Below are 23,117 nucleotides of genomic sequence, written 5' to 3' on the forward strand. Positions count from 1 at the left end.
TGTTACCTGGCGCACAGCCCGCCGCGCCGGCCAGATCTTGCCCCGCACGACGGCGCCGACCAGCATGAACGGGGCCCAACGTCGCGCAGCGCAAGGAGGCCGTGCCGATGTCCGACACCGTCGTGGTCGGTCTCGACGTCGGCGGTACGTCCACCCGGGCGACCGCTCTGACCCTCACCGGCGAACGCCTCGGCACCGGCCGAGCCGGCGGTGGCAACCCCACCAGCCACGGCGCCGAACAGGCCGCCACGGAGCTGCTGAAGGCCCTGCGCGGTGCGCTCGCCGACGTCGACCCGACCCGGGTGACGGCCGGCACCATCGGGCTGGCCGGGGCGGCCCGGCTGCTCGCGGACCCGGCCGGCCGCGCCGCCTTCGACCGGGCCTGGCAGGACGCCGGCCTGCGCTGCCCGTACGCGGTGCACGGCGACGCCCTGGTGGCCTACGCCTCCGGCACCGCCGCCCCGGATGGCACGGTGCTCATCGCCGGCACCGGGGCGATCACCGCTCAGGTCCGTGACCTGCGGCTGGACCGGGTCGCCGACGGACACGGCTGGCTGCTCGGCGACGCCGGGTCCGGCTTCTGGCTGGGCCGTGAGGCGGTCCGCCGGTTGCTCGCCGACCTGGACGCCGGCCGCGCCCCCGGCGCGCTGGCCACGGCGGTGCTCACCGACCTGCTGGGCAGCCCCGAGATCGCCGCCCGCCCTCGGGACACCGTGGACGCCACGATCCAGGCGGTGACCCGCCGACCCCCGATCGAGCTGGCCCGGCTGGCGCCGCTGGTCGTCACCGCCGCCGCCGACGGTGAACCGGTCGCCACCGCGCTGCTCACCGAGGCCGCCGCGCACCTGGTCGACAGCGTGGGCCGGATCCGCCCGGCCGGGGCGGTGACACCGTTCGTGCTCGGCGGTGGGCTGCTCACCGGGAACACCCCGCTGGCCGCCGCCGTCCGGGCCGAGGTCGGCCGGCACTGGCCGGACGCGCCGCTGCGCACCGCCGGCGACGGGGCCGCCGCCGCGGCCTGGCTCGCCGCCCGCGAGCTGCCCGAGGTGACCGATCCGACCACCCTGCACGCCCTCCTCTTCCCCACCCCCTGACCGCCCGACCCACACCCGCCCCGCGCCCCGCCCGCCGCGTTGGGTCAGAGCGGGCTCGATCGTGGAAATAGTCCCCACCTCGCGTCCGGAGGCCACTACATCCTGGATCGAGCACGATCAACGCGAGCCCCCGCCCCACGCCTGCCCGAGAGGCCCCGCGCGCCCGCCGCTCCACGGCGAAGAATCGGGGTGGGGACGCGGAGGTCTGCGCCAGCTGCGCGGCGATCGAGATCGGTCAGACGTGCGGCCCGGATCGGCGGGTCGGCTACTTGAGCTGACCCGCGGTCAGGCCGGTCTGCACCTGTCGCTGGAAGCCCACGTACACGGCGAGCACCGGCAGCACGGCGATGCTCAGCCCGGCGAAGAGCCGGGCGTAGTCGCCGGCGTATCCCTGGCTGACCGACAGCGCGAACAGCCCCTGGGCGAGCACCCACTTGGACTCGTCGCCCTGCATCAACACCTGCGGTAACAGGAACTGGTTCCAGTGGCTGAGGAAGTTGAAGATCGCCACACTGATCAGTCCCGGACGCGCCATCGGCAGCATCACCCGGAAGAACAGTCGGAAGTGACCGCAGCCGTCGACCATCGCGGCCTCGGCCACCGAGGTCGGCAGGGTCCGGAAGAACGCGGTCAGGAAGAACACCGTGAACGGCAGCGAGTAGGCCGCGTACACCAGGATCAACCCGATCCAGGTGCCGAAGAGGCCGGCGTTGCGGACCACGAAGAAGAGCGGCACCAGGGCGAGGAACACCGGGAACATCAGACCGCCGACGAACAGGTAGTAGACGAACTGCCGGCCGCGGAACTCGTACCGGGCGAAGACGTACGCGGCGGTGGCGCCCATCAGCATGGTGAGGCTGACCGAGCCGGCCACCACCACCAGGCTGTTGAAGAAGTACCGGCCGATGTGCGCGCCGGTCCAGGCCCGCGCCCAGTTGTCCAGGTTCAGCGCCCCGGGCAGCCCCCACGGGTCGGCCAGGATCTCGCCGTTGGTCTTGAACGAGCTGATGAACATCCACAGCAGCGGCAGCACGGTGAGCAGGCCCCAGAGCAGCAGGAAGCCGTGCGAGAAGACGTTGGCCACGCCGAGGTCCCGGCGGAGCGGGCGGTCCCGGCCGGCGGGGGGCGTCGACGCGGTGGCGGCGGGGGCGGGTCTGTCCACTGTGGTCACGAGTACTCGATCCGATCGCGCCGGCCGACCCGCAGCGACAGCACCGCCACCGAGAGGGTCAGGAAGAACATCACCACGCCGATGGCCGAGGCGTAGCCGAACTTGGTCTCACTGCCGAAGGCGGTGTCGTACATCCGTACGCCGATCACGTCGGTGGAGAAGTTCGGCCCGCCGTTGGTCATCAGCTGCACGAGGACGAACCCGTCCAGGGCGAAGATGGCCAGGTAGACCCAGGCCACCTGGACGGTGTCCCAGAGCAGCGGCAGGGTGACCCGGCGCAGCGTGGTGAACCGGGACGCGCCGTCGAGCAGCACCGCCTCGTAGATCTCCTTCGGCACGGCCGACATCGCCGCGCCGAACAGCACCACGTAGAAGCCGACGTTGCTCCACACCATCACCGCGAGGACGCACCAGAAGGCGGTCGCCGGGTCACCGAGCCAGGTCGGCGCGGGCAGGCCGAGCGCGTGCAGGGCACTGGTGAGCAGCCCCTGATTCGGGTGGTAGACCTCCTTCCAGAGCAGCGCGATGATCACCACGGAGAGCACCTGCGGGAAGAAGTACACCGTGCGGTAGAACGCGCCGCCACGTACACCGGTCACGCCGGCACGGCCCTTGCGCCCACCCATGGCGAGCATGGTGGCGAAGAAGATCCCGAGCACGATGGTCAGCACCGGCACCAGGGCCAGCAGGATCGCGTTGTTCTGCAACGCGTTCCAGACGTACCCGTCGCGCCACAGGGTCTTGAAGTTCGCCAGACCGACCGAGTTGGCGTCGGCCGAGTAGCCGAGCCAGTCGGTGGTGGAGATCTGGAACGCCTGCAGGTACGGCGACACGACGAAGACGATGTACAGCAGCACCGGCGGCACCAGGAAGGTGACGATCAGCGGCCACTTGCCATGTCTCACGATGAGGACCTACTTCCCGTGGTGCGGCCGGTGGGGGCGGTCCGCCCCCACCGGCCGGGGTGTCACGCAGCCCGCTTGAACTTCTTGATCGAGCTGTCCTGGGCGATCGAGTCGGCGCCCTTCTGGCACTGGTCGAGGAAGTCCGCCGGGCCGATCCGGCCACTGAAGAACTCGCCGCACGCGGCGTCGACGAGGTTGCGCTCCAGCTTGCGGTAGAAGTTGTTGTAGACCCAGTTGAAGCCGTTGGCGCCGGACGCGTCCAGTGCCTTGACCACGGTGCTCAGCCCGTACGGCAGCTCGACGCCCTCGCTGGCGCCGGCCACCACGGTGAGGCTGGCGACCTTCCGGGTGAAGTCCTGGGCGCCCTTCTTCGAGAGCATGGTCCGGAAGTACTCCAGGCCACCGGCGACGTTGCGGGCCTTGGCCGGCACCATGAACGGCTCGCCGGCGGTGCCCCGGATCGCCTCGAACGGCAGCTTGTCGCCGCTGCCCAGGCTCGGCGTCGGCGCGATGGTCATGTTGAACCCGGCCGGGGTGACGGCCTTCTGCTCGCTCTCCAGCCAGGAACCGCAGGAGATGAACGCGGCCTTGCCCTGGCACCAGGCGGTCTGCGACTGCTTGTGGTCCAGGCCGGGCGAGCCCTCCAGGATGTACTTGTCCTTGACGATCTGGTGCCAGGCGTCGGCCGCGGCCTTCATCGCGTCGGACTTCCAGGCGTTCGGCTCCAGGTTGTCGAGGGCGGTGGCCACCGACGGGCCGCCGAACTTGATCGCGGTGGAGATCAGCGGCCAGCTCATGTAGCGCGGGTGTATGCCGGCGTACGTCCAGGGGGCGATGCCGGCGGCCTTGATCTGCTTGCAGAGCGCGATGTGCTCGTCCCAGGTCTTGGCGTACTCCCACTTGCGTTCAGTGAACAGCTTGTTGGAGTACCAGATGCCGTACGCGGTGTAGGTGTAGTTCATCACCAGGAACTTGCCGTCGTACGAACCGATCTCGACCGCGCCGGGCAGCAGCGTGTCCTTGATCGTCTTGCCGGGGATGTCGAGGCTCGGGGCGGCGAGCAGCTCGCCCAGGTCGGCGAGGGCGTTCTGGCTCACCAGGCCGTTGAAGTCGATCTGACCCGTGCCGGAGTTGTTGACCACGTCCGGCGGGGTGCCGTCGACGAAGCGCGGCTGGAGGGTCTTGCTGATCTCCTGGGTGGAGGAGTGCTTGATCTGCGCCTTCGGGTACTTCTCGGTGTACATGGCCTCGTGGGCCTTCGCGTACTCCTCGCCGAACCCGCCGCCGAAGATCACCACCTCGAGCGGGGCGTCCTCCTTGACGCCGAGCGGGTTCTGCTCGGACTTGGTGCCCTTGTAGGCGGTGGCGTCGCTCTTGTCGTCGCCGCCGCCGGTGGCGCAGCCGGTCAGCAGGCCGGCGGCGGGGGTGGCCAGCAGCCCGGCGGCGGCGCTGCGCCGCAGGATGTCACGCCTGTTCATGATGTCTCCTCGGGTCGGGTCGGGCGGGCGCCGGTGATGGGGGGTGGCGTCCGTCGCGTCGAGGCGCAGGGGGATGTGTTGCTTGTCTTCATATGACACTGAGTCGTTGAAGAATTTCTACGGCAGCGACGCGCGGACTTCAACCCCCGGCTGCCGAACCGTTATCACCACCGGCCAGCACCGGGTCGCATAGCCTGAGGCGATGCGCCGCCTGCGCCAGCTCGCAGAGCGCACCCCGCCCGGCCGGGAGCGGTACGTCGACCTGCTCCGGGCGCTCGCCATCACCATGGTCGTTCTCGGGCACTGGGGCGTCACGGTGATCGAGCGGGACGCCGCCGGCCGGCCCACCGGGCACTCCGCGCTCGGCGAGCTGCCCTGGGCGTACCCGCTGACCTGGGTGGCCCAGGTGATGCCGGTCTTCTTCCTGGTCGGCGGCTACGCCAACGCGGCCTCGCTGACCCGGCTGCGGGCCCGGGACGGCGACGCCGCCGGCTGGTTGCTCGACCGCAGCGCCCGACTGGTGCGCCCCACCAGCGTGCTGGTGCTGGTGCTCAGCGCCGCGGCGGCGGTGGCCCGGCTGCTCGACGCCGACCCGACCCGGATCCGCGAGGTGGTCTGGTTCGCCACCATCCCGCTCTGGTTCCTGGTCGCCTACCTGGCGGTGGTCGCGCTCACCCCACCGATGTACGCGCTGCATCGCCGCTTCGGCCTGGCCGTCCCGCTCGTGCTGGTCGCCCTGGTCGGCGTCGGCGACCTGCTCCGAATGACCGGGCCGGAGCAGCAGGGGTACGGCAACTACCTGTTCGGCTGGCTGGCCGTACACCAGCTCGGCTTCGCCTGGCACGACACCCGCGCTGCCGGGCCGTCGGCACCCGACCGTCCGGGGGTACGCCGACGCCGGCTGCCCACGTCCCGCCGAGCCGGCGTGGTGTTCCTGGCCGTCGGGCTGGCCGCGCTGCTGCTGCTCACCGTGCTCGGCCCCTGGCCGGTGGCCATGCTGCACGTGCCCGGAGAGCGGCTGGACAACGCCGCGCCGCCCAGCCTCGCGTTGCTGGCCGTCGCCGCCACCCAGCTCGGCCTGGTCCTGCTGCTGCACGGCCCGGCGGAGCGCCTGCTGCGCCGCACCGGCCCGTGGCAGCTCGTGATCGGGGTCAACCTGGTGGTGCTGACCGTTTTCCTCTGGCACCTGACCGCCGCCGTCCTGCTGATCGGCCTGCTCGACGCGACCGGGACGCTGCCCACCCCGGCGGTCGGTTCGGCCGCCTGGTGGGCGTGGCGGGGGCCCTGGCTGCTGCTGCTCGCGGTGGTCCTGGCGGTCCTGGTCGCCATCTTCGGCCAGGTGGAGGCGCGCAGCGCCCGGCACCGCACCGGGCGCCGGGCCGGACGGGGCACCACCACCCGGACGGCGCTGACCGTGGCCGGCTACGCCGCTGTGGTGGCCGCGCTGCTGATCAACAGCGCGACCCCCGCGCGGGCACCGGAGCCGCTCGGCACACCCGTCCCGGCCCTGCTGGCGTACCTGGCCGGGGCGGGCGTGCTGCGGCTGCTCAGGTCTGGGTGGGGAACCCGAGGTTGACCCCACCGTGGCGTGGGTCCAGCCAGCGGCTGGTGACCACCTTGCCCCGGGTGAAGAAGCGCACCCCGTCCTCGCCGTGCGCGTGCAGGTCGCCGAAGAGCGAGGCCTTCCAGCCGCCGAACGAGTGGTACGCCATCGGCACCGGGATCGGCACGTTGATCCCGACCATGCCCACCTCCACCTCGTGCTGGTAGCGCCGCGCCGCGCCGCCGTCGTTGGTGAAGATCGCCGTGCCGTTGCCGTACGGGCTGCCGTTGACCAGCTCCACCGCCTCGTCGTACGAGCCCACCCGGACCACGGCGAGCACCGGCCCGAAGATCTCGTCCGTGTAGACCGACATCTGCGGGGTCACCCGATCGAACAGCGTCGGACCCAGCCAGAAGCCGTTCGGGTCGCCGTCCGGCGTGACGTCCCGACCGTCCACCACCGGCACCGCGCCGGCGGCCACCCCGGCGTCCACGTAGAAGCGCACCTTCGCCGCGTGCTCGGCCGTGACCAACGGGCCCATGTCGCAGCCCCGCCGGCCATCACCGGTACGCAGCCCGGCCATCCGGGCGGCGATCCGCTCGACCAGCGCGTCGGCCACCGGCTCCACCGCCACCAGCACCGAGATGGCCATGCACCGCTCCCCCGCCGAGCCGAACCCGGCGTTGACCGCCGCGTCGGCGGCCAGGTCCAGGTCGGCGTCGGGGAGCACGACCATGTGGTTCTTCGCCCCGCCGAGCGCCTGCACCCGCTTGCCGGCGGCGGTGCCGCGCTGGTAGACGTACCGGGCGATCGGGGTGGAGCCGACGAACGACACCGACTGCACCTCCGGGTGGTCCAGCAGCGCGTCGACCGCCTCCTTGTCCCCGTTGACCACGTTCAGCACCCCGTCGGGCAGGCCCGCCTCGGCGAACCACTCGGCCAGCAGCAGCGCCGCGCCGGGGTCCTTCTCGCTGGGCTTGAGCACCACCGCGTTGCCGCAGGCCACCGCGACCGGCACGAACCACAGCGGCACCATCACCGGGAAGTTGAACGGAGAGATCACCGCGACCACCCCGAGCGGCTGGCGGATCGTGTACGAGTCGACCTCGGTGGAGACGTTCTCGCTGAACGCGCCGCGCAACGCCGAGGGCAGGCCGCAGGCGTACTCGATCACCTCCAGGCCGCGCTGCACCTCCCCGGCGGCGTCGGCGAGCACCTTGCCGTGCTCTGCCGTGATCACCTCGGCGAGCCGGTCCCGGCGGGAGTGCACCAGCTCCCGGAAGGCGAACAGCACCGCCGACCGCTTCGCCAGGGACGCGTCCCGCCAGGCCCGGGCGGCGAGGGCGGCGGCCCGCACCGCGACGTCGACGTCCGCGGCCGAGGCCAGCTCCACCTCGGCGGTACGCCGACCCGTCGCCGGGTCGAACACGTCGCCCCGCCGCTCGGACGTGCCGCCGACCCGCTTGCCGTCGATGAAGTGCCCGATTCGGCTGCTCACGCCGCCACCCCCGCCGCCGACCGGATCGCGTCGACGAGGATCGCCAGGCCCTCGCGGGCCTCCTCCTCGGTCAGCGTCAACGGTGGACCCATCCGCAGCACGTTGCCGTACAGGCCGCCCTTGCCGGCGAGCAGGCCACCGGACCGGCACGCCTCGAAGACCCGGTTGGTCAGCGCCGGGTCGGGTTCGCTGGTGCCCGGCCGGACGAACTCGACGCCGAGCATCAGCCCCTTGCCGCGTACCTCCGCGACGCAGTCGAGGCCGCCCACGGCGGACCGCAGGCCGTCGGCGAGGATCGCGCCGACCCGGGCCGCGTTCGCCTGGAGGTCGTGCGCGATCAGGTAGTCGAGCACCGCGTTGCCGGCCGCCGTGGAGATCGGGTTACCGCCGAACGTGGAGAAGCTGATCGCCGGGACCGACTCCAGCACCTCGGCACGCCCGACCACCCCGGCCAGCGCGAACCCGTTGCCGATGCCCTTGGCGAAGGTGAGCAGGTCGGGCGTGACCCCGTGCGCCTGGTAGCCCCAGAAGTGCTCCCCGGTACGCCCCCAGCCGGTCTGCACCTCGTCGGCGATGAACAGGATGCCGTGCTCGTCGAGGACCTTCTTCCAGCCGGCGAAGAGCCCGTCCGGCGGGTGCACGAAGCCACCCACGCCCTGGATCGGCTCGGCGATCAACGCCGCCACGTCGCCGGCGGTCTGGGTGGCCAGCACCTCACGCAGGTCCTCCACCGCCGCGTCGACCTGCTCCTCGGCGCTCAGCCGGGCGAGCAGGCCGCGCACCCGGTCACCCGAGTGCAGCCAGGCCACCTGGAGAGGGTTCAGCCCGCTGGCCGACCAGTTGCGGTTGCCGGTGACGCCCATCGCCGCGTACGACCGGCCGTGGTAGCTGTTGCGCACGGCCAGGATCTGGTGCGAGCGGCGGTGGTTGGTGGCGACCAGCAACGCAGCCTCGTTCGCCTCGGTGCCGGAGTTGGTGAAGAACACCCGGGCGTCCGGGATGCCGGAGCGCTGCGCGATCTTCTCGGCCAGCTCCACCTGCTGGCGGATCAGGTAGAGCGTCGAGCTGTGCACGATGCCGGAGGTGAGCTGCCGCTCGACCGCCTCCCGGATCTCCGGGATGTCGTAGCCGATCATGTTGGTCAGCACGCCACCGAAGAAGTCCAGGTAGCTGCGGCCCTGGGCGTCGGTGACCCGGCGACCCGAGCCGGAGACCAACTCGATCGGCTCGGCGTAGTACAGCGGCATCCAGGACGGAAGCACGGCCCGGTGCCGGGCCAGCAGGTCGTCGGTCATCGTGGCAACCCTTCAGCGGCATTCGTGGATACCGCACGCTCCCACCGGCGGCCGGTGTGGGCAACTGCCACTGTGTAGCGCAGCGCGCGCCCGCTCCTGACAGTGCGTCAGCCTCGGGCGGCGGGCCAGACGTCAGCCGGCGGCGGCGGCGCGGCGACCGACCGCGCCGACCCGCGAGGCCGCGTGCAGCGCCCCGGCCACCAGCGCGAAGGCCACCCAGCCGGCCGCCAGGGCGGTAGCCGGCGAGGTGTCCTGCCACCAGTGGTACGCCGCCAGGAAGCCGACCAGCGCCAGGCTGTCGCGGGCGAAGTGCCGGGTGAACGCCACCAGGTCGCGACGGCTCTCGACGGCCACCAGCACCCCGGAGTACGGGAAGGTCACCACCATCGCGCGCAGCAGCTCGCCGAGCAGCCCGGTGAGCGTCGCGCCGACCAGGATCACCAGCAGCTTCACCGGCGCCGGCAGGCGTCGCCCCGCCTCCACCTGCAGCTCGGTCTCCTGCGGCGGCTCGGTTGGTGGCGGCGGGGCGGGATGCTGCCGGCGCAGCATCAGCATCGCCAGCGCCCAGAGCGCCACGCTGGCGCACAGCGCCAGCGCGAACGGCACCGGCACGGCCAGCAGGCCGGCGCTGAACGCCACGTACCCGGCGATCCCGGCGGCGTCGGCGAGAAGGATCGGCCAGCACAGCCGATGATGCGTGACCGCCACGACGACGAAGAACAGGTTGAGGCCGAGCACCCCGAGCAGTTGCGCGCCCTGCACCCGGTGCCCGGTGCTCACCAGGGCCAGCGACATCGGCAGCGGGAGACTGTAGACGAACGCCCGCAGGCGCACCGACCGGATCAGGCTGACCGCCCACACCACCGCCGTCACCAGCAGCACAGCGCTCACGGTCATCGGCGGGCCGCCCTCCGGTCGCGGTCAGTCCAGGAAGGTCGCGGCCTCGACGCAGACCTCGAAGACGTCGGTCAGCCGGGCCAGGTCCGCGGCGTTGACCGAGAACTGGTTCTCGGTGATCTCGCCGTGCGCGCTCATCACACCCTCCCAGCGCGCCGTGCCGTCCCACAGGGTCAGGTTGACGTGCCGCGAGGCCTCCACCACGCCCCACGGCAGCAGCCCCACCCGCACCCCGGCCCGTTGCTGCGCCCGCACCAGCTCGCTCAGCTCGTCGGTCAGGCCGGCGTGCAGGAAGACCCGCGTGATCCGTACCCCCCGGGCCAGCGCCTCGGTGTTGGCCGCCCAGTAGTGCCGCCCGACGTCGCCACGCCACCAGCTCAGCTCGCCGCTGGCCCTCGGCATCACGTTGGTCACCGCGTCCAGCCGCCGCACGCACTCCCGGGTCGCGCCGAGCAGGTCCTGGCAGTCGTCGCCCGGCCGGATGATCTGCCCGGCGCGCAACTGCTCGGTCTGCGCCCGGAACCGTTCGAAGCGGCGCCGGGCCTCCTCGGCGACCCGGCTGCCCGGATGCCGCTCGACCGCCTCCCGGGTGCCGGTGACCAGCTCGGGCACCGCGTGCACCAGCCAGGACGGCCCCTCCAGCAACGTCCGCAGGTGGAAGCGGCGCTCGGCGCGGGCCAGCGAGTCCACCAGCAGCGAGATGGTGGTGCCCATCAGCCCGGCGAGCAGCGACTCCACCCCGGTCGCCGCGTTGGTCAGGTCCAACGTGACGGACAGCGAGACCGACAGCAGGATGCCGACCAGCGCGACCGGGTCGGTGTGCGCCAGCAGCCGGACGAAGCCACCCGCCGGCCCGACCCGGTCGTTGCGGGGCCGGTGGAGCAAATCGGCCATCGAGGTACCTCCCGGGCGCCGGCTGCCGTCAGGGTACGACGGGACGACAACGAGGCCGCCCCGCCGGCCCGGTACGATCCGGCGGTGCCTGAGCTGCCCGTACCGCTGCCGACCGGGGCGCCGGGCGAACCGGCCGCCGGCATCGCCGAGTGGGTCTCCGCAGACCCGATACGCCGACTGGTCGAGCACTTCGGGGGCAGCTGGCCGGACGGCGACCTCGCCGACGTGCTCCGGTTCCTGGACGAGTTCTCCGCCCGACACTGGGACTTCCGCGGCGGCCGGGAACGGCCCGACGCCCGGGAGCCGGACCTCGACCCCGGCACCGTCGAGCTGGTGCTCGCGTCGGCGGCGGCGCTCGGCCTGATCCGGCCGGTGGCGCCGGCCCGGTCGGCGTACGCCCACCTGGTGGTGCTCGGCGGCCTGGCGCACGCCTGCGTACGCCGGGTCGGGTACGCCGCCCACCTGCTGCGCTCCGGACTGCGGGTGGACGGCGAGGTCGCCGTGCTCGGCAGCTTCCGGCCGCTGTCCGACTGGGAACGCCGGACGCTGGCCGATGCGGGCCTGCCCGCCGACGACACCGAGGTGGATGTGCTGGACACGGCGGTCCGGCGGGTGTTCGGGGTGGCCGCCCCGGCCGAGCAGGAGGGTGTCGACGCCGGGCACCCGCACCACTCCTGGTCGTCGCGGACCTACCGACCGGTCGGCCTGCCGCCGGTGCGGGTGCTCGCCGCGCCGTCCAGCGAACCGTACCGGCGGCGCGCGCACACCGCCGACACACAGCGGTTCTGGGCGGCGCACGTCCAGCTCGCCCCGGGCGACGAGGTGCTGATGGTCACCGCGCCGATCTACGTGCCGTTCCAGCACTGCGACGCGCTACGCACCCTGGCCGTGCCGTACGGCTGCGGCATCGACACCGTCGGGGTGGACCCGACGCTGGCCGACCTGGCCGTGTTGCCCGAGCAGACACTCACGCCGGGGCGCTACCTCCAGGAGATCCGCTCGGCGATCCGCTCGATGCGCGCCCTGCACGACCGGCCCGACCCGCTCTGACCCCGGCCGGGCGCGGTGTCACGCCCCGGCGGTGTCGGCGACGGCCTGGGCGAAGACCTCCGAGCGGTGCTCGAAGTTGCGGAACTGGCCGTAGCTCGGCGCCGCCGGGGACAGCAGGACCACCCCACCGGCCGGGGTCAGCTCCCTGGACAGCCGCACCGCGTCCACCAGGTCGTCGACCAGCTCGGTACGCACCTTGGGCAGGTTGGCGAGCGCCGCCACGATCCGGGTACCGCTGTCCGGGATGCCGATCACGGTCAACTCCCGCTCCGCCAGGTGCTCGGCCAGCGGCGTGTAGTCCAGACCCCGGTCGGTGCCCCCGACGATCACGGTCAACGGCCGGCCGTCGTACGCGTCGATGGCGTGCATGGCCGCGTACGGGCTGGTGGCCAGGGTGTCGTCCACGAACGTCAGCCCGGACGGGTCGGTGATCTCGGTGAGCCGGTGGGCCAGCCCCTGGAACCCGGCGACCGCGACGGCGAGCCTGTCCTTCTCGGCCACCACGTCCACGCCGAGCGCGTCGAGCACGGCGAGCGCCACGCACAGGTTGCCCTCGTTGTGCCGGCCGACCAGGGGCAGCACGGCGCGCGGGAAGAGCGGCTGGTCGCCGAGGTGGAACCAGGGCGTGCCGTCCGCGCCGGTGGCCACGTTGGTGGTGTCGGGGCGACCGGCACGGACCACCGGGCGATCACCCAGCTCGGCGGCGAGCCGGGGGTCGGCGCCGTTCACCACGATCGTCTCCGGGCCGTGGGCGAGCAGGTTGAGCTTGTCCCGGTAGTACTCCCGCTCCCCGCCGTGCGCGTCCAGGTGCTCGGGGAAGAGCGCGGTGACCACGGCCACCCGGGGCGAGTCGCTGAGGTCGCTGCACTGGTAGCTGGACAGCTCCAGCACGTACAGCTCGGCCTCCGGCAGGTCGAGCGTGGGCACGCCGATGTTGCCGCCGAAGACGTTCGGCCGGCCCATCGCCGTGAACAGGTGGCTGATCAGGCTGGAGGTGGTGCTCTTGCCCTTGCTGCCGGTGACCCCGACGGTGCGCGCGGCGTGGTCGGCCATCCACAGCGCGGTGCCCTGGGTCACGGTGACGCCGCGCCTGCGCAGCTCGACCAGCCACGGGTGGGTCTGCGGCACGCCCGGCGAGCGGACCACCACGTCGGCGGCGGCCAGCCGCTCGAAGCCCGCCTCGCCGGTGACCAGCGGGGCCGCCTCGGCCAGCGGGCCGTCCCACGGCAGCGAGAGGAAGTTGGCGCTGTCGTCAACGGCGACCAGGTCGGCCGGGCCGTGCGCGGCGATCGCGGTCACCGCGGCCCGGCCCTCGCGGCCGGTACCCCAGACGGCGACGGTACGTCCGCGCAGGTCAGACAGGCGCACGGGGCTCTCCTCGGTGGTCGCGGCGGCGGTGGGGCAGGGCTCGGTCCGGCGCAGCCGGACACGGCCGGACGAACCAGGGCCTAGTATGGCGTGTGCCCAACGAGCAGCTCCGGCGGATGGACGCCTTCACCTTCCCGTCCTACTCGATCGACTTCGCCACCGGCGAGGTGTTGTTCGACTACGCCCTGACCGGCCCGGCCGGCGAGCAGCGGTTCACCGAGGTCATCACCCTTCCGCTGCCGGCGGAGCCGCCGTCGGACGAGACGGTGGCCACCCTCGGCCGGGTGCTGGAGGTGCTGCACCTGGTCGCCGGGGTCAGTTACTACAAGGCCGCCGCGCCGCCCCGGCTGGTGCTGCCGGCGCCGCTGGGCGCGGCCACCGTCGACTACGTCACCGCCGTCTACACCAGGGGCCTGGCGGAGTACGCGTACCGCAACCAGCTGCCGCACGTGCTGGAGCTGCGGCCGGAGGTGCCAGCCGGTTCGCCGGAGTCGCCGCGCGTGTACGACGACTCCGACCGTCGTCCCCTCTCCGCGGTCGGCGGCGGCAAGGACTCCATCGTCAGCCTGGAGGCGCTGCGCCGAGCCGAACTGGACCCGGTGCCGTTCTCGGTCAACCCGAACCACGTGATCGTCTCGGTCAACGAGGCGTCCGGGCTGACCCCGCTGGCCGCCCGGCGGCGGATCGACCCGGTGCTGTTCGACCTGAACGCGGCCGGCGCGCTGAACGGCCACATCCCGGTCACCGCGATCAACTCGCTGATCGCCGTGGCGACCGCGGTGCTGCACGGGCTGGGCCCGGTGGTGATGTCCAACGAGCGCTCGGCGTCCGACCCGAACCTGGTCTGGAACGGTCACGAGATCAATCACCAGTGGTCCAAGGGCGTCGAGGCCGAAGGGCTGCTGCGCGCGGCGCTGGCCGAGCACGCCGGCCTGACCGAGCCGTACTTCTCGCTGCTGCGCTCGCTGTCCGAGCTGCACATCGCCCGACTGTTCGCCGAATTCACCCGGTACGACGACGTGGTGACCAGCTGCAACCAGGCGTTCAAGCTGCGCGACGCGAGCGAACGCTGGTGCCGCAACTGCCCGAAGTGCCGGTTCGTCTTCCTGGCCATGGCGCCGTTCATGCCGCGGGAGCGGGTCACCCACATCTTCGGCGGCGACCTGCTCGCCGACCCCGAGCAGATCCCCGGCTACCGGGAACTGCTGGGCGTGGACGGGCACAAGCCGTTCGAGTGCGTGGGCGAGGTCGAGGAGTCGGTGGTGGCTTTGGGCCTGCTCGCCGAGCAGGACCAGTGGCGCGACGCTCCGGTGATCCGCGCCCTGGTCGACGCCGTCCCAGCCACCGCCTGGTCCGCGGTGGCCACCTCGGACGTCTTCACCCCCGGCGGCCCCAACCACATCCCCCCCACCTACGCCAAGGCCCTGACAGCCCTCACCTGACCCGCCCCGGGCCCGGGGCGGGGCCGGGTGGGTCAGGGGGTGCGGACGGCGTCCAGGGCCAGTAGGGCGACGTGTAGGGAGAGGGAGGCTTCGACGGAGTCGAGGTCGACGTCGAGAATCCGGGCGATGCGGGCCAGGCGCTCGTAGAAGGCCGGCCGGGACAGGTGGGCGGCGGCGGCGCCGGCGGACTTGTTGCGCCCCTGCTCCAGGTACGCGCGCAGGGTGTCGAGCAGCCGCTCCCGGGGGTGCCGGGCGTCGTACTCCAGCAGTGCCCCGAGCTCGCGCTCCACGAACGTCTGCAACCGGGGCTCGTCGCGCAGCAGGTGCAGCAGGCCGGCCAGCCCGACGTGCGGCAGCCGGAAGATCGGCAGGTCACGCCGGTCCCGGCGGGCCGCCTCGGCGATCTGGCGCGCCTCGACCAGTGACCGTCGGGCTTCCCGCAGGTTGCCCACCCCGGACCCGGCGGCCACGATCACCCCGCCGGGAGCACCGCCGGCAGCCCGGGACGGGTCGGCGGCGGACACCATCCGGGACGCGTCCGCGCCGGACGCGGTCCGGACCGTGCCGGCGTCGAGGCGTACCCGGCGCAGCGCGGCGGCGAACGCGGACAGCGCGCGGTCCTCGGCGGCCGGGTCCGGCAGGGCCAGCAGCGCGCCCACCGAGTGGTCGTCGACGGCGCTGGTCAGCGCGGTCAGCTTCGCCTCCCGCAACGCCTGGCCGACCGCCTCGGACAGGTCCCGCAGCCGGGCGGGGCCGGCTTCCGGGCCACCCTCGCCGGCCGGGTCGTCGGCCCGGTGGCGGACCATCACGCCGACCAGGTGCCGGCGTTCGAGCACCACGCCGAGCGCCTTCGCCCGCAATGCCACCTCATCCACCGGCCGGGAGTGGTCGAGCAACGCGGTCAGCAGGGTGCGGTGGATCTGCCGTTCCAGCCCCTCGGCGTCGCGGCGGATCAGCCGGCCCAGCGCGAGGGTGGACGCGGCCCGCTCGATCAGGATGGTGAGCCGGGTCGGCGGCCCGCTGCCGGGGCGTGCGTCGGGCTCCACCGGGTCGGCGCCTCGGCGGCTGGGCAGCTCCCCGCCGGCCGGCCAGCGCAGCAGCAGCCGTCCCCAGTCCTGCCCCCGGGCGCCGACGACCGTCACCAGCCAGCCGCTGTCGGGGTCGTACGCGGTCCGCCCGGCCGGCCGGATCCGCCGGGAGTGCTGCTCCCAGCCGTCCAGCAGCAGCTCGGCGCTCTCGCCCGCCGGGTCGTACCCCAGCACCTGCCGGGACAGGTTCTCCAACACCACCGGGCAACCGGACAGCTCGGCGGCCTGCCGGATCACCTCGGCGGCGTCCGCGCCCTCGACCGACAGGTCGGTGAACCGCTGGTGGATCTCCTCGGTGGCGCGCAGCTCGGTGAGCTGCGCGTCGACGATCAGCGCGTGCACGGCCTCGGTGATCCGTACGAACGGGGTGGCCCGGCGCAGCTCCACCAGGGGCAGGCCGCGCCGTTCGGCGGCGGCGGCCATCACCCGGGGCACCCCGCTGACGTACCGGCGGCCCAGCTCGACGACGAGCCCGGAGACGCCGACGTCGGCCAGGTCGCCGATGAACGCGCGCAGCCCCGCGTCGTCACCGGGCAGCCCGATGCCGGTGGTGAGCACGAGTTCGCCGCCGCCGAGCAGGGTGGCGATGTCCGGCACCTCGGCGACGTGCACCCAACGGACCGGCCGGTCCAGCCCGGCGTCCCCGGCCACCACGCGCGGCGCGCCGTGGCGGACCGGGTCGAGGGCGAGGACCTCACGGACGGTAGGGAACACGGCCGCCACGCTACCGTCCGTGACACCGGAACTCGACATGCCGCCGCCGACGGGCCGGGTCACCGGTCGGATCTGCTCCGCGTCCAATCGGCTGACAAGGGCGTCCGCGCCCTCACCACGGGTCGTCGCGGCTCAACTCCCAGCAGGCCACGGCGGTGGCGGCGGCCACGTTGAGTGAGTCGACGCCACGGCGCATCGGGATGACCACCCGGACGTCGGCGGCGTCCATGGCGGCCCGGGTCAGGCCGGCGCCCTCGGCGCCGAGCAGCAGCGCCGAGCGGGCCCGCTGGGTGGCGTCGAGGCGCTGGATCGGCACCGCGTCCGGCGCCGGGGTCATGGCCAGCACGGTGAAACCGGCCGCCCGGACCTCGGCGAGCGCGTCCGGCCACGGATCCAGCTTCGCGTACGGGACGGCGAAGACCTCCCCCATGCTGACCCGGACGCTGCGCCGGTAGAGCGGGTCGGCGCAACTCGGCGAGAGCAGCACCGCGTCCACCCCGAGGGCGGCCACCGCCCTGAAGATCGCGCCGAGGTTGGTGTGGTTGTTGACGTCCTCCAGGATCACCACCCGGCGCGCGGTGGCGAGCACCTCGGCCGCTGTCGGCAGCGGCCGGCGGTGGAACGACGCCAGCACCCCCCGGTGTACGTGGAAACCGGTGGCCCGCTCCAGCACGTCCTGCGTCGCCGCGTAGACCGGCGCGTCGCCGGTGTCCAGGTCGGCGAGCTGGTCGGTGCGCTTGGCGTCGATCAGGTACGACCGGGCGGGGTAGCCGGCGCGCAGCGCCCGGCGCAGCACCAGCTCCCCCTCGGCGATGAACAGGCCGTGCGGTGGCTCCCAACGGGTGCGCAGCTCGACGTCGGTGAGCGCGCGGTAGTCGGCGATCCGGTCGTCGTCGGGGTCGGTGATCTGGTGGACGGGCACCCGACGATTCTGCCGGACGCCCGGCCGGGCACTCCGAAGCCGGTCGAGCCCACGGCATTGAGGGTGTTTTGTCCGTAAAGGAAGGGGAATGGCGTGCGACGTACCGGACCCGACGGGAAGGACCAGCCAGGTGAGCCCAGATCACACCGCGCCGGGCGAAGCAGGCACCATGCCCAAGCAGCCGACCGTCGCGGACCACATCGTCGCCCGCCTCTTCAGCTGGGGAGTGCACCGCTACTTCGGCTATCCCGGCGACGGCATCAACGGCCTCACCTCCGCCCTGCAACGCACCAACGAGCGGGCCCAGTTCGTCCAGGTGCGGCACGAGGAGACCGCCGGCTTCGCCGCGTCGGCGCACGTCAAGTACGGCGGCGGGCCGCTGGGCTGCGCGTTGGTGACCAGCGGTCCGGGAGCCATCCACCTGCTCAACGGCCTGTACGACGCCAAGCTCGACCACCAGCCGGTGATCGCCCTGGTCGGGCACACCGTGGTCACCGCCGAGGGTGGCGGCTACTACCAGGAGGTCGACCTGCTCGCCCTCTACAAGGACGTGGCCGCGGCGTTCCTGGCCCAACTCGACCACCCGGCGCAGGTCCGTCACCTCGTCGACCGGGCGTGCCGCACGGCGCTGGCCCGGCGTACGGTCACCGCCCTGGTGCTTCCCGCGGACCTCCAGGACAAGCCGGCCGTCCCGGACCCGCCGCACGCGCACGGCTACTACCAGACCAGCAACGTGCCGAGCAGCACGCCGACCGTGCCGCCCGAGGCGGACCTGCGCCGGGCGGCCGAGGTGCTGCGCGGCGGGGAACGGGTGGCGATGCTGGTGGGGCAGGGCGCCCTCGGCGCAAAGGACGAGGTCCGCGAGATCGCCCAGCGGCTCGGCGCCGGGGTGGCCACCGCGCTGCTCGGTTTCACCGCCGTCGACCACCGGGAGCCGTGGGTGACCGGCGCGATCGGGCTTCTCGGCACCCGGCCGAGCTGGCAGATGATGAGTCGCTGCGACCGCCTGCTGATCGTGGGCAGCAACATGCCGTACTCGGAGTTCTATCCGCCACCCGGGCAGGCCCGCGGGGTGCAGATCGACCTGGACGGCACCCAGCTCGGGCTGCGGTATCCGACCGAGGTCAACCTGACCGGCGACGCCGCCCCCACCCTGCGGGCGCTGCTGCGCGAGCTGGGCCCCGGTCCCGGGCCGACCGAATGGCGGACGGAGATCACCGAGGCCACCTCGGCGTGGCGCCGGGTGCAGCGCGACCTGGCCGAGCAGGACGCCGACCCGGTCAACCCGCAGCTGCTGTTCAGCACGCTCAGCGAGCGGCTACCTGACAACGCCATGCTCGCCGTGGACTGCGGCACCGCCACCGCCTGGTACGCCCGACACGTGCAGGTCCGCCCCGGGATGCTGGCCAGCCTCTCCGGCACGCTGCTGTCCATGGGCGGCGCCATGCCGTACGCGCTGAGCGCCAAGTTCGCCCACCCGGACCGACCCCTCGTCGCGCTCATCGGCGACGGGGCGATGCAGATGAACGGGGTCAACGAGCTGATCACCGTGGCCAAGTACTGGCGGAGCTGGGCCGACCCGCGGTTCGTGGTGCTGGTGCTCAACAACCGGGACCTGGCGTTCGTCAGTTGGGAGCAGCGCTCAAGTGAGGGGACGCCGATGTTCCCGGACAGCCAGCAGCTGCCGGACATCGGCTACCACCAGTGGGCACAGGTGCTCGGGTTGCACGGCGAGCTGGTCGACTCCCCCGACGATGTGCCCGGCGTCTGGGAGCGAGCCCTCGCGGCCGACCGTCCCGTGGTGATCAACGCGCTGGTCGACCCGGCCGAGCTGATGCTGCCACCGCACTTCACCGCCGAGCAGGCGCGCAAGACCGCAGCCGCGGTGCTGCGCGGGGACACCGACTGGGCCGGGATCATCCGCCGCGGCCTGCCCGCCACCATCGCGAGCTACCGCCCACGTCGCCGGCAGGGCTGACCGCCGGCCGGCGAGGTCAGCGTTGGCGGGCGAAGCCGACGAAGGCCCGCCAGGCGGTCGGCGCGAACGCGAGGGTGCCGCCCGAGCGGTCCTTCGTGTCCCGGACCAGCACCACCCCCGGCAGGTTGTCCGCTACCTCCACGCAGGAGCCGCCATTGCCGCCGGACCGGCTCGACTTGCGCCAGTGGGCACCCGTCAGGTCCATGTCTTCGCCACTTCCTTGATCAAGTCGAGTGACTGTCGCCGGGAGAGTGCCTCGTTCCGCACGATCTCCCAGGTGCCCGACAGCCTAGCAACGTCCGCGGCCTGCTCCACGATCTGCGCGGTGAGCTGATTGTCGGCGTGCGCGACCCGATCGCCGTCCGGCAGCTCGGCGATGATGAACTGGCCAGCCATGCCCAGATACATTCCCGTCTCGGCTGGCACGACCTGCAACTGCACGTGGTCCAGTTCCGCCAGCTCCACGAGTCTGGCAAGTTGGGCGGCCATCAACCCAGGTCGGTCGACCGGCCGACGGATCACCGCCTCGTCGACCACGGCCACGAGTTGCGTTGGCTTCTCCCGCGTCAAGATCGCCTGCCGGTCGAGGCGCGAGGCGACGGCCCGATCGATTTCCTCGACGGTGAACCGCCCGCCGGCCAATGTGGCCCTCGCGTAGTCCTGCGTCTGCAGGAGCCCCGGGACATACAGCGGCTCGTACCAGCGGAGCAGGACGGCTTCGCGTTCGAACTCGATCCATTCGCGCAGCCAGACCGGCGCGGCGGCGTCGTCCTTCACCAGATCGGCCCAGAGCCGCACGAAGAGCCCGCCGGTGTCCAGTGCCCGGTCGACGGCGGCGAGATAGTCCTCGCGAGGCGGGCGGGTGCCCAACTCGACCGCGCTGACCTGCTTGCCGGAGAAGTGCGCCCGCTCGCCCAGCTCGTCCTGGGTGAGCCCGGCCAGGGTGCGCTGCCGGCGCAGCTCGCGAACCAGGAACTCCGACGCGGACACGCTCACCGGCTCTCCACCTCCTCTACGGCGGGCCGGGCCGGTTCCCGGGCACTCTCGGGTGCCGGTCCGATGCTCCCCGCCCCACTGCGGAAGCTTCCGAGCGTAGTGGCCTGGTCAGCAGACTGTGAAGCACGCGGCGCCGGGTCGGCGGCCATTCCCCCGGTACGCCCCGGCGCCGCTCCCCCTGGGCAGAAGGAGACATGGTGAACGGAGCAGACCTGAACGACGGCGCTGGCACACGCGACGCGGCGGCCCGCGTACCCCCGGATCGGTGCCGGCCGACGGCGGTGGGTGAGCTACCGGCGTGGCTGGAGCCGCACCGGCCGTTGAAGCCGCTCTGGGTGTGCGCCGGGTGCGGTGACCCGTGGCCGTGCGCGGTGGCCCGGCTGCTGCTGCGGGCCCGGCACGAGGCGGACCGGGTACCGCTCTACATCCTGCTGACGGGCGTCTTCGCTCACGCCACCCGTGACCTGTACACGCTCAACCCCTACGACACGCCGCGTCCGCACGCGCTCTTCGCCCGCTTCGTCGACTGGGCCGACCCGCGCTTCCGCTGACCGACCCCCGCCGGGGGTGCGGTCAGCCGCGACGGTCGAGCCAGCGTTGGAGCAACGACCGCGGGTCGTCCTGGTCGGACCTGCGGTCGGGGACGACGGGAGCCCGCTCGACCGGGCGGCGGGGTTCGCCGGCCAGCTCGCGGCTCGGCGCGACGAACGCCTTCTCCGGCTGGCCCTTGACGGCGGTGGCGATGACCCGGGCGACCGCGTCGATCACCTTGGCCTGCACCGCGGAACCCACCGAGTCGGTCGTGTCGTCCGGGTTGGCGGCGATGCCGGCGACCGCGACCTGCGGGGTGAAACCGACGAACGTCTCGGTGGCGTTCTGCTCCGAGCTGCCGGTCTTGCCGGCCACCGGGCGGCCGTCGAGGATGTCGTTCACGCCGGTGGCCGTACCGCCGTTGCACTGCCCGTACGGCGACTGCTGCCCGACCGGGCAGCGGGCGGCGTCGGTCGCGGCACGGGCCACGTCGGCGTCGAGCACGCGCTTGCAGGACGGCTGCCCGACCGGCACCTTGTCGCCGTTCGCGGCGGTCACCGAGACCACCGGCACCGGCGTGCAGTAGGTGCCCTCGGCGGCCACCGTGGCGTACGCGTTGGCCAGGTCCAGCGGGGTGGTGGCGGCCACGCCCAGGGTGAACGAACCCCAGTTGGCGGCATCGTTCTTGGCGAAGTCGGCGTCCGGGCCAGCGCGGAAGGTGATGCCGAGCCGCTGCGCCATCTCCACCACCTTGTCCTGGCCGACCTGCTCGGCCAGCCAGACGAAGTAGGTGTTCACCGAGCGGCCGAAGCCGTCCCACATCATCCGGTACCCGTCCATCCAGTCCGGGTTGGCGTTGGCCGGGCACCAATGGCCGTCACAGCTCCCGGGGCCCTCGGCGGCGTACCGGGTGGGTAGCTTGGCGGGCGCGTCGAAGCCGGTGGAGAGGGTACGGCCCGACTCCAGCGCCGCGAGCATGGTGAACAGCTTGAACGTCGAACCGGCCTGGTACCCGTCGACGCTGGCACCGCCGGAGATCAGCGGGTTGACGGTGTTCGGGTAGTTGGCCTGCCCGTTCGGGTTGTCGGCGAGGCTGTAGTGCCGGTTGACCGCCATCGCCAGCACCTGACCGGTGCCCGGCTGCACGGCCGCGATCGGCAGGGCGCGCTTGTTGTCGTACCCGTAGACCTTGGTGGCCTGCTGCTGCGCGGTGGCCTGGACCTGCGGGTCCAGCGACGTGACCACGGTGTAGCCGCCCGCGCGCAGAGCCTGCTCGCGCTCCGGCACGGTGGCCCCGAACGCCGGCTGGGTCACCCACCAGCGACGCAGGTAGTCGCAGAAGTAGCCCCAGTCGTCGTGGCCCTGGGCCACGGAGGTGCAGCCGTTGGGCTGCTGGGTGGGGTGCAGGGTCAGCGGCTCGGCCTTGGCCTGCGCGGCCTGCGCTGCGGTGATCGCCCCGGTTTCGGCCATCGAGTCCAGCACGTACGACCGGCGGGCCAGCGCCTCGTCCTTGTCCCCGCCGATCGGGCTGTACGCGTCCGGGGACTGCACCAGACCGGCGAGCAGCGCCGACTCGGCGAGGGTCAACTTCGCCGGCGGCTTGCCGAAGTACTTCTGGCTGGCCGCCGCGATCCCGTACGCGCCGGAGCCGAAGTAGGCGATGTTCAGGTACCGGTTGAGGATCTCGTCCTTGCCGAGGCTCCGCTCCAGCGCGCCCGCGTACCGGATCTCCTGGATCTTGCGGCCGATGGTGGGATCGGTGGCGGCGGCGCGCTCCTCGGCGGTGCGGGTGGGGTCGGTCTTGAGCACGTTACGGACGTACTGCATGGTCAGGGTCGAGCCGCCCTGCTCGGTGCCGCCACCCTTGACGTTCGCCACCAGCGCGCGGGCCAGGCCCCGCAGGTCGGCGCCGCCGTGCTCGTAGAACCTCCGGTCCTCAGCCGCCACGATCGCCTGCCGCATCACCGGGGCGATCTCCGACAGCGGCACATCGGTGCGGTTCACGTCGTAGAACGTCGTGATCAGCGTCTTGCCGTCATTGGCGTAGAGGTAGGAGCGCTGCGGGGTGGCCGGGGTGCGCAGCGCGTCGGGCAACGCGGCGTACGTCCCGATCGCGGAGCGGGTGGCGAACCCGAGCAGCAGGTTGCCCGGCAACGCGGCGACTGCCAGGGCGAGCCCGGCCAGCAAGCCGGCGAGCAGCACGGTGAACAGCCGCGACAGCGGCGAGCGAGAGGCGGCCATGCTCCCCAGGAT

18 protein-coding genes and 2 pseudogenes are annotated in these 23,117 nt (G+C 72.7%); 6 read left to right on the top strand and 14 right to left on the bottom strand.

Annotated features, from left to right (window positions below; genetic code table 11):
* Positions 1–107: 107 nt before the first annotated feature.
* Positions 108–1,094, top strand: a complete 987-nt coding sequence (locus ACFYPS_RS29545) for an N-acetylglucosamine kinase (RefSeq protein WP_387328628.1) — start codon at positions 108–110, stop codon at positions 1,092–1,094.
* A gap of 265 nt (positions 1,095–1,359) precedes the next feature.
* Here ACFYPS_RS29545 and ACFYPS_RS29550 read toward each other — a convergent pair whose 3' ends face one another.
* The 3 genes from ACFYPS_RS29550 to ngcE form a co-directional block, all read right to left on the bottom strand.
* Positions 1,360–2,265 (bottom strand): carbohydrate ABC transporter permease, encoded by a 906-nt coding sequence (locus tag ACFYPS_RS29550; protein WP_387328631.1) that lies wholly within the window; start codon positions 2,263–2,265, stop codon positions 1,360–1,362.
* The gene (locus tag ACFYPS_RS29555) at positions 2,262–3,170 is read right to left on the bottom strand and encodes a carbohydrate ABC transporter permease (RefSeq protein ID WP_387328633.1); all 909 of its coding nucleotides are present in this window, start codon (positions 3,168–3,170) and stop codon (positions 2,262–2,264) included. Before ACFYPS_RS29555 ends, ACFYPS_RS29550 begins: the two co-directional genes overlap by 4 nt.
* A gap of 62 nt (positions 3,171–3,232) precedes the next feature.
* Positions 3,233–4,648, bottom strand: a complete 1,416-nt coding sequence (gene ngcE, locus ACFYPS_RS29560; RefSeq protein WP_354967527.1) for an N-acetylglucosamine/diacetylchitobiose ABC transporter substrate-binding protein — start codon at positions 4,646–4,648, stop codon at positions 3,233–3,235.
* Positions 4,649–4,850: 202 nt separating this feature from the next.
* Here ngcE and ACFYPS_RS29565 point away from each other — a divergent pair, with 202 nt between their 5' ends.
* Positions 4,851–6,224 (top strand): acyltransferase, encoded by a 1,374-nt coding sequence (locus tag ACFYPS_RS29565; RefSeq protein ID WP_387328637.1) that lies wholly within the window; start codon positions 4,851–4,853, stop codon positions 6,222–6,224.
* Here the strand turns inward: ACFYPS_RS29565 and ACFYPS_RS29570 are convergent.
* The 4 genes from ACFYPS_RS29570 to ACFYPS_RS29585 form a co-directional block, all read right to left on the bottom strand.
* Entirely contained in the window at positions 6,196–7,689 is a 1,494-nt protein-coding gene (locus tag ACFYPS_RS29570) for a CoA-acylating methylmalonate-semialdehyde dehydrogenase (RefSeq protein ID WP_354967525.1), read from the bottom strand. The genes ACFYPS_RS29565 and ACFYPS_RS29570 overlap by 29 nt on opposite strands.
* Complete coding sequence (locus ACFYPS_RS29575) at positions 7,686–8,984, bottom strand: aspartate aminotransferase family protein (RefSeq protein ID WP_354967524.1); 1,299 nt, start codon at positions 8,982–8,984, stop codon at positions 7,686–7,688. The genes ACFYPS_RS29570 and ACFYPS_RS29575 overlap by 4 nt, the downstream gene beginning before the upstream one ends.
* Positions 8,985–9,116: 132 nt before the next feature.
* Entirely contained in the window at positions 9,117–9,881 is a 765-nt protein-coding gene (locus ACFYPS_RS29580) for a hypothetical protein (protein WP_354967523.1), read from the bottom strand.
* 24 nt (positions 9,882–9,905) lie between these two features.
* Positions 9,906–10,775: a hypothetical protein gene (locus ACFYPS_RS29585; protein ID WP_354967522.1), complete on the bottom strand. Its 870-nt coding sequence runs from the start codon at positions 10,773–10,775 to the stop codon at positions 9,906–9,908.
* An 84-nt stretch (positions 10,776–10,859) separates the two neighbouring features.
* On the opposite strand from ACFYPS_RS29585, the gene ACFYPS_RS29590 reads away from it, so the two are divergent.
* Positions 10,860–11,825: a hypothetical protein gene (locus ACFYPS_RS29590; RefSeq protein WP_354967521.1), complete on the top strand. Its 966-nt coding sequence runs from the start codon at positions 10,860–10,862 to the stop codon at positions 11,823–11,825.
* An 18-nt stretch (positions 11,826–11,843) separates the two neighbouring features.
* Here the strand turns inward: ACFYPS_RS29590 and murD are convergent, their stop codons facing one another.
* Complete coding sequence (gene murD, locus ACFYPS_RS29595) at positions 11,844–13,193, bottom strand: UDP-N-acetylmuramoyl-L-alanine--D-glutamate ligase (protein WP_354967520.1); 1,350 nt, start codon at positions 13,191–13,193, stop codon at positions 11,844–11,846.
* A gap of 92 nt (positions 13,194–13,285) precedes the next feature.
* Between murD and ACFYPS_RS29600 the strand changes: the two genes are divergently transcribed.
* Positions 13,286–14,635, top strand: coding sequence for a hypothetical protein (locus tag ACFYPS_RS29600; protein ID WP_354967519.1), 1,350 nt, complete (start codon positions 13,286–13,288; stop codon positions 14,633–14,635).
* Between the two features lie 32 nt (positions 14,636–14,667).
* Here ACFYPS_RS29600 and ACFYPS_RS29605 read toward each other — a convergent pair.
* The 3 genes and pseudogenes from ACFYPS_RS29605 to ACFYPS_RS29615 all read right to left on the bottom strand — a co-directional run.
* Positions 14,668–15,102 (bottom strand): annotated as a pseudogene (locus ACFYPS_RS29605) (PucR family transcriptional regulator); the annotation flags it as partial.
* Positions 15,103–15,203: 101 nt separating this feature from the next.
* Positions 15,204–16,476, bottom strand: a pseudogene (locus tag ACFYPS_RS29610) (PucR family transcriptional regulator ligand-binding domain-containing protein); the annotation flags it as partial.
* A 73-nt stretch (positions 16,477–16,549) separates the two neighbouring features.
* Positions 16,550–17,449, bottom strand: coding sequence for a TrmH family RNA methyltransferase (locus ACFYPS_RS29615; protein WP_387328704.1), 900 nt, complete (start codon positions 17,447–17,449; stop codon positions 16,550–16,552).
* A 79-nt stretch (positions 17,450–17,528) separates the two neighbouring features.
* Between ACFYPS_RS29615 and ACFYPS_RS29620 the strand changes: the two genes are divergently transcribed.
* Complete coding sequence (locus tag ACFYPS_RS29620; RefSeq protein WP_354967517.1) at positions 17,529–19,337, top strand: thiamine pyrophosphate-requiring protein; 1,809 nt, start codon at positions 17,529–17,531, stop codon at positions 19,335–19,337.
* Between the two features lie 16 nt (positions 19,338–19,353).
* On the opposite strand, the gene ACFYPS_RS29625 is transcribed toward ACFYPS_RS29620, so the two are convergent.
* Together ACFYPS_RS29625 and ACFYPS_RS29630 are read right to left on the bottom strand one after the other, a co-directional pair.
* On the bottom strand, positions 19,354–19,542 hold the full coding sequence (locus ACFYPS_RS29625; RefSeq protein WP_354967516.1) for a DUF397 domain-containing protein: 189 nt from the start codon (positions 19,540–19,542) through the stop codon (positions 19,354–19,356).
* Positions 19,533–20,333, bottom strand: coding sequence for a helix-turn-helix domain-containing protein (locus tag ACFYPS_RS29630; protein WP_387328644.1), 801 nt, complete (start codon positions 20,331–20,333; stop codon positions 19,533–19,535). Before ACFYPS_RS29630 ends, ACFYPS_RS29625 begins: the two co-directional genes overlap by 10 nt.
* Before the next feature lie 194 nt (positions 20,334–20,527).
* Between ACFYPS_RS29630 and ACFYPS_RS29635 the strand changes: the two genes are divergently transcribed.
* Positions 20,528–20,884 (top strand): hypothetical protein, encoded by a 357-nt coding sequence (locus ACFYPS_RS29635; protein WP_387328647.1) that lies wholly within the window; start codon positions 20,528–20,530, stop codon positions 20,882–20,884.
* A gap of 22 nt (positions 20,885–20,906) precedes the next feature.
* On the opposite strand, the gene ACFYPS_RS29640 is transcribed toward ACFYPS_RS29635, so the two are convergent.
* Positions 20,907–23,105, bottom strand: coding sequence for a transglycosylase domain-containing protein (locus ACFYPS_RS29640; RefSeq protein WP_387328650.1), 2,199 nt, complete (start codon positions 23,103–23,105; stop codon positions 20,907–20,909).
* Between the last annotated feature and the right edge of the window lie 12 nt (positions 23,106–23,117).

The sequence above is a fragment of the Micromonospora sp. NPDC005087 genome, assembly GCF_042872965.1.
In the GTDB taxonomy this organism is placed as follows: Bacteria; Actinomycetota; Actinomycetes; order Mycobacteriales; family Micromonosporaceae; genus Micromonospora.

Excerpts from the sequence above, each read along its gene's own strand:
- ACFYPS_RS29580 (WP_354967523.1), bottom strand. The coding sequence starts at position 9,881 with ATGACCGTGAGCGCTGTGCTGCTGGTGACGGCGGTGGTGTGGGCGGTC.
- ACFYPS_RS29635 (WP_387328647.1), top strand. The coding sequence starts at position 20,528 with ATGGTGAACGGAGCAGACCTGAACGACGGCGCTGGCACACGCGACGCG.
- ACFYPS_RS29640 (WP_387328650.1), bottom strand. The coding sequence starts at position 23,105 with ATGGCCGCCTCTCGCTCGCCGCTGTCGCGGCTGTTCACCGTGCTGCTC.
- ACFYPS_RS29565 (WP_387328637.1), top strand. The coding sequence starts at position 4,851 with ATGCGCCGCCTGCGCCAGCTCGCAGAGCGCACCCCGCCCGGCCGGGAG.
- ACFYPS_RS29585 (WP_354967522.1), bottom strand. The coding sequence starts at position 10,775 with ATGGCCGATTTGCTCCACCGGCCCCGCAACGACCGGGTCGGGCCGGCG.
- ngcE (WP_354967527.1), bottom strand. The coding sequence starts at position 4,648 with ATGAACAGGCGTGACATCCTGCGGCGCAGCGCCGCCGCCGGGCTGCTG.
- ACFYPS_RS29625 (WP_354967516.1), bottom strand. The coding sequence starts at position 19,542 with ATGGACCTGACGGGTGCCCACTGGCGCAAGTCGAGCCGGTCCGGCGGC.
- ACFYPS_RS29620 (WP_354967517.1), top strand. The coding sequence starts at position 17,529 with ATGCCCAAGCAGCCGACCGTCGCGGACCACATCGTCGCCCGCCTCTTC.
- ACFYPS_RS29575 (WP_354967524.1), bottom strand. The coding sequence starts at position 8,984 with ATGACCGACGACCTGCTGGCCCGGCACCGGGCCGTGCTTCCGTCCTGG.
- ACFYPS_RS29545 (WP_387328628.1), top strand. The coding sequence starts at position 108 with ATGTCCGACACCGTCGTGGTCGGTCTCGACGTCGGCGGTACGTCCACC.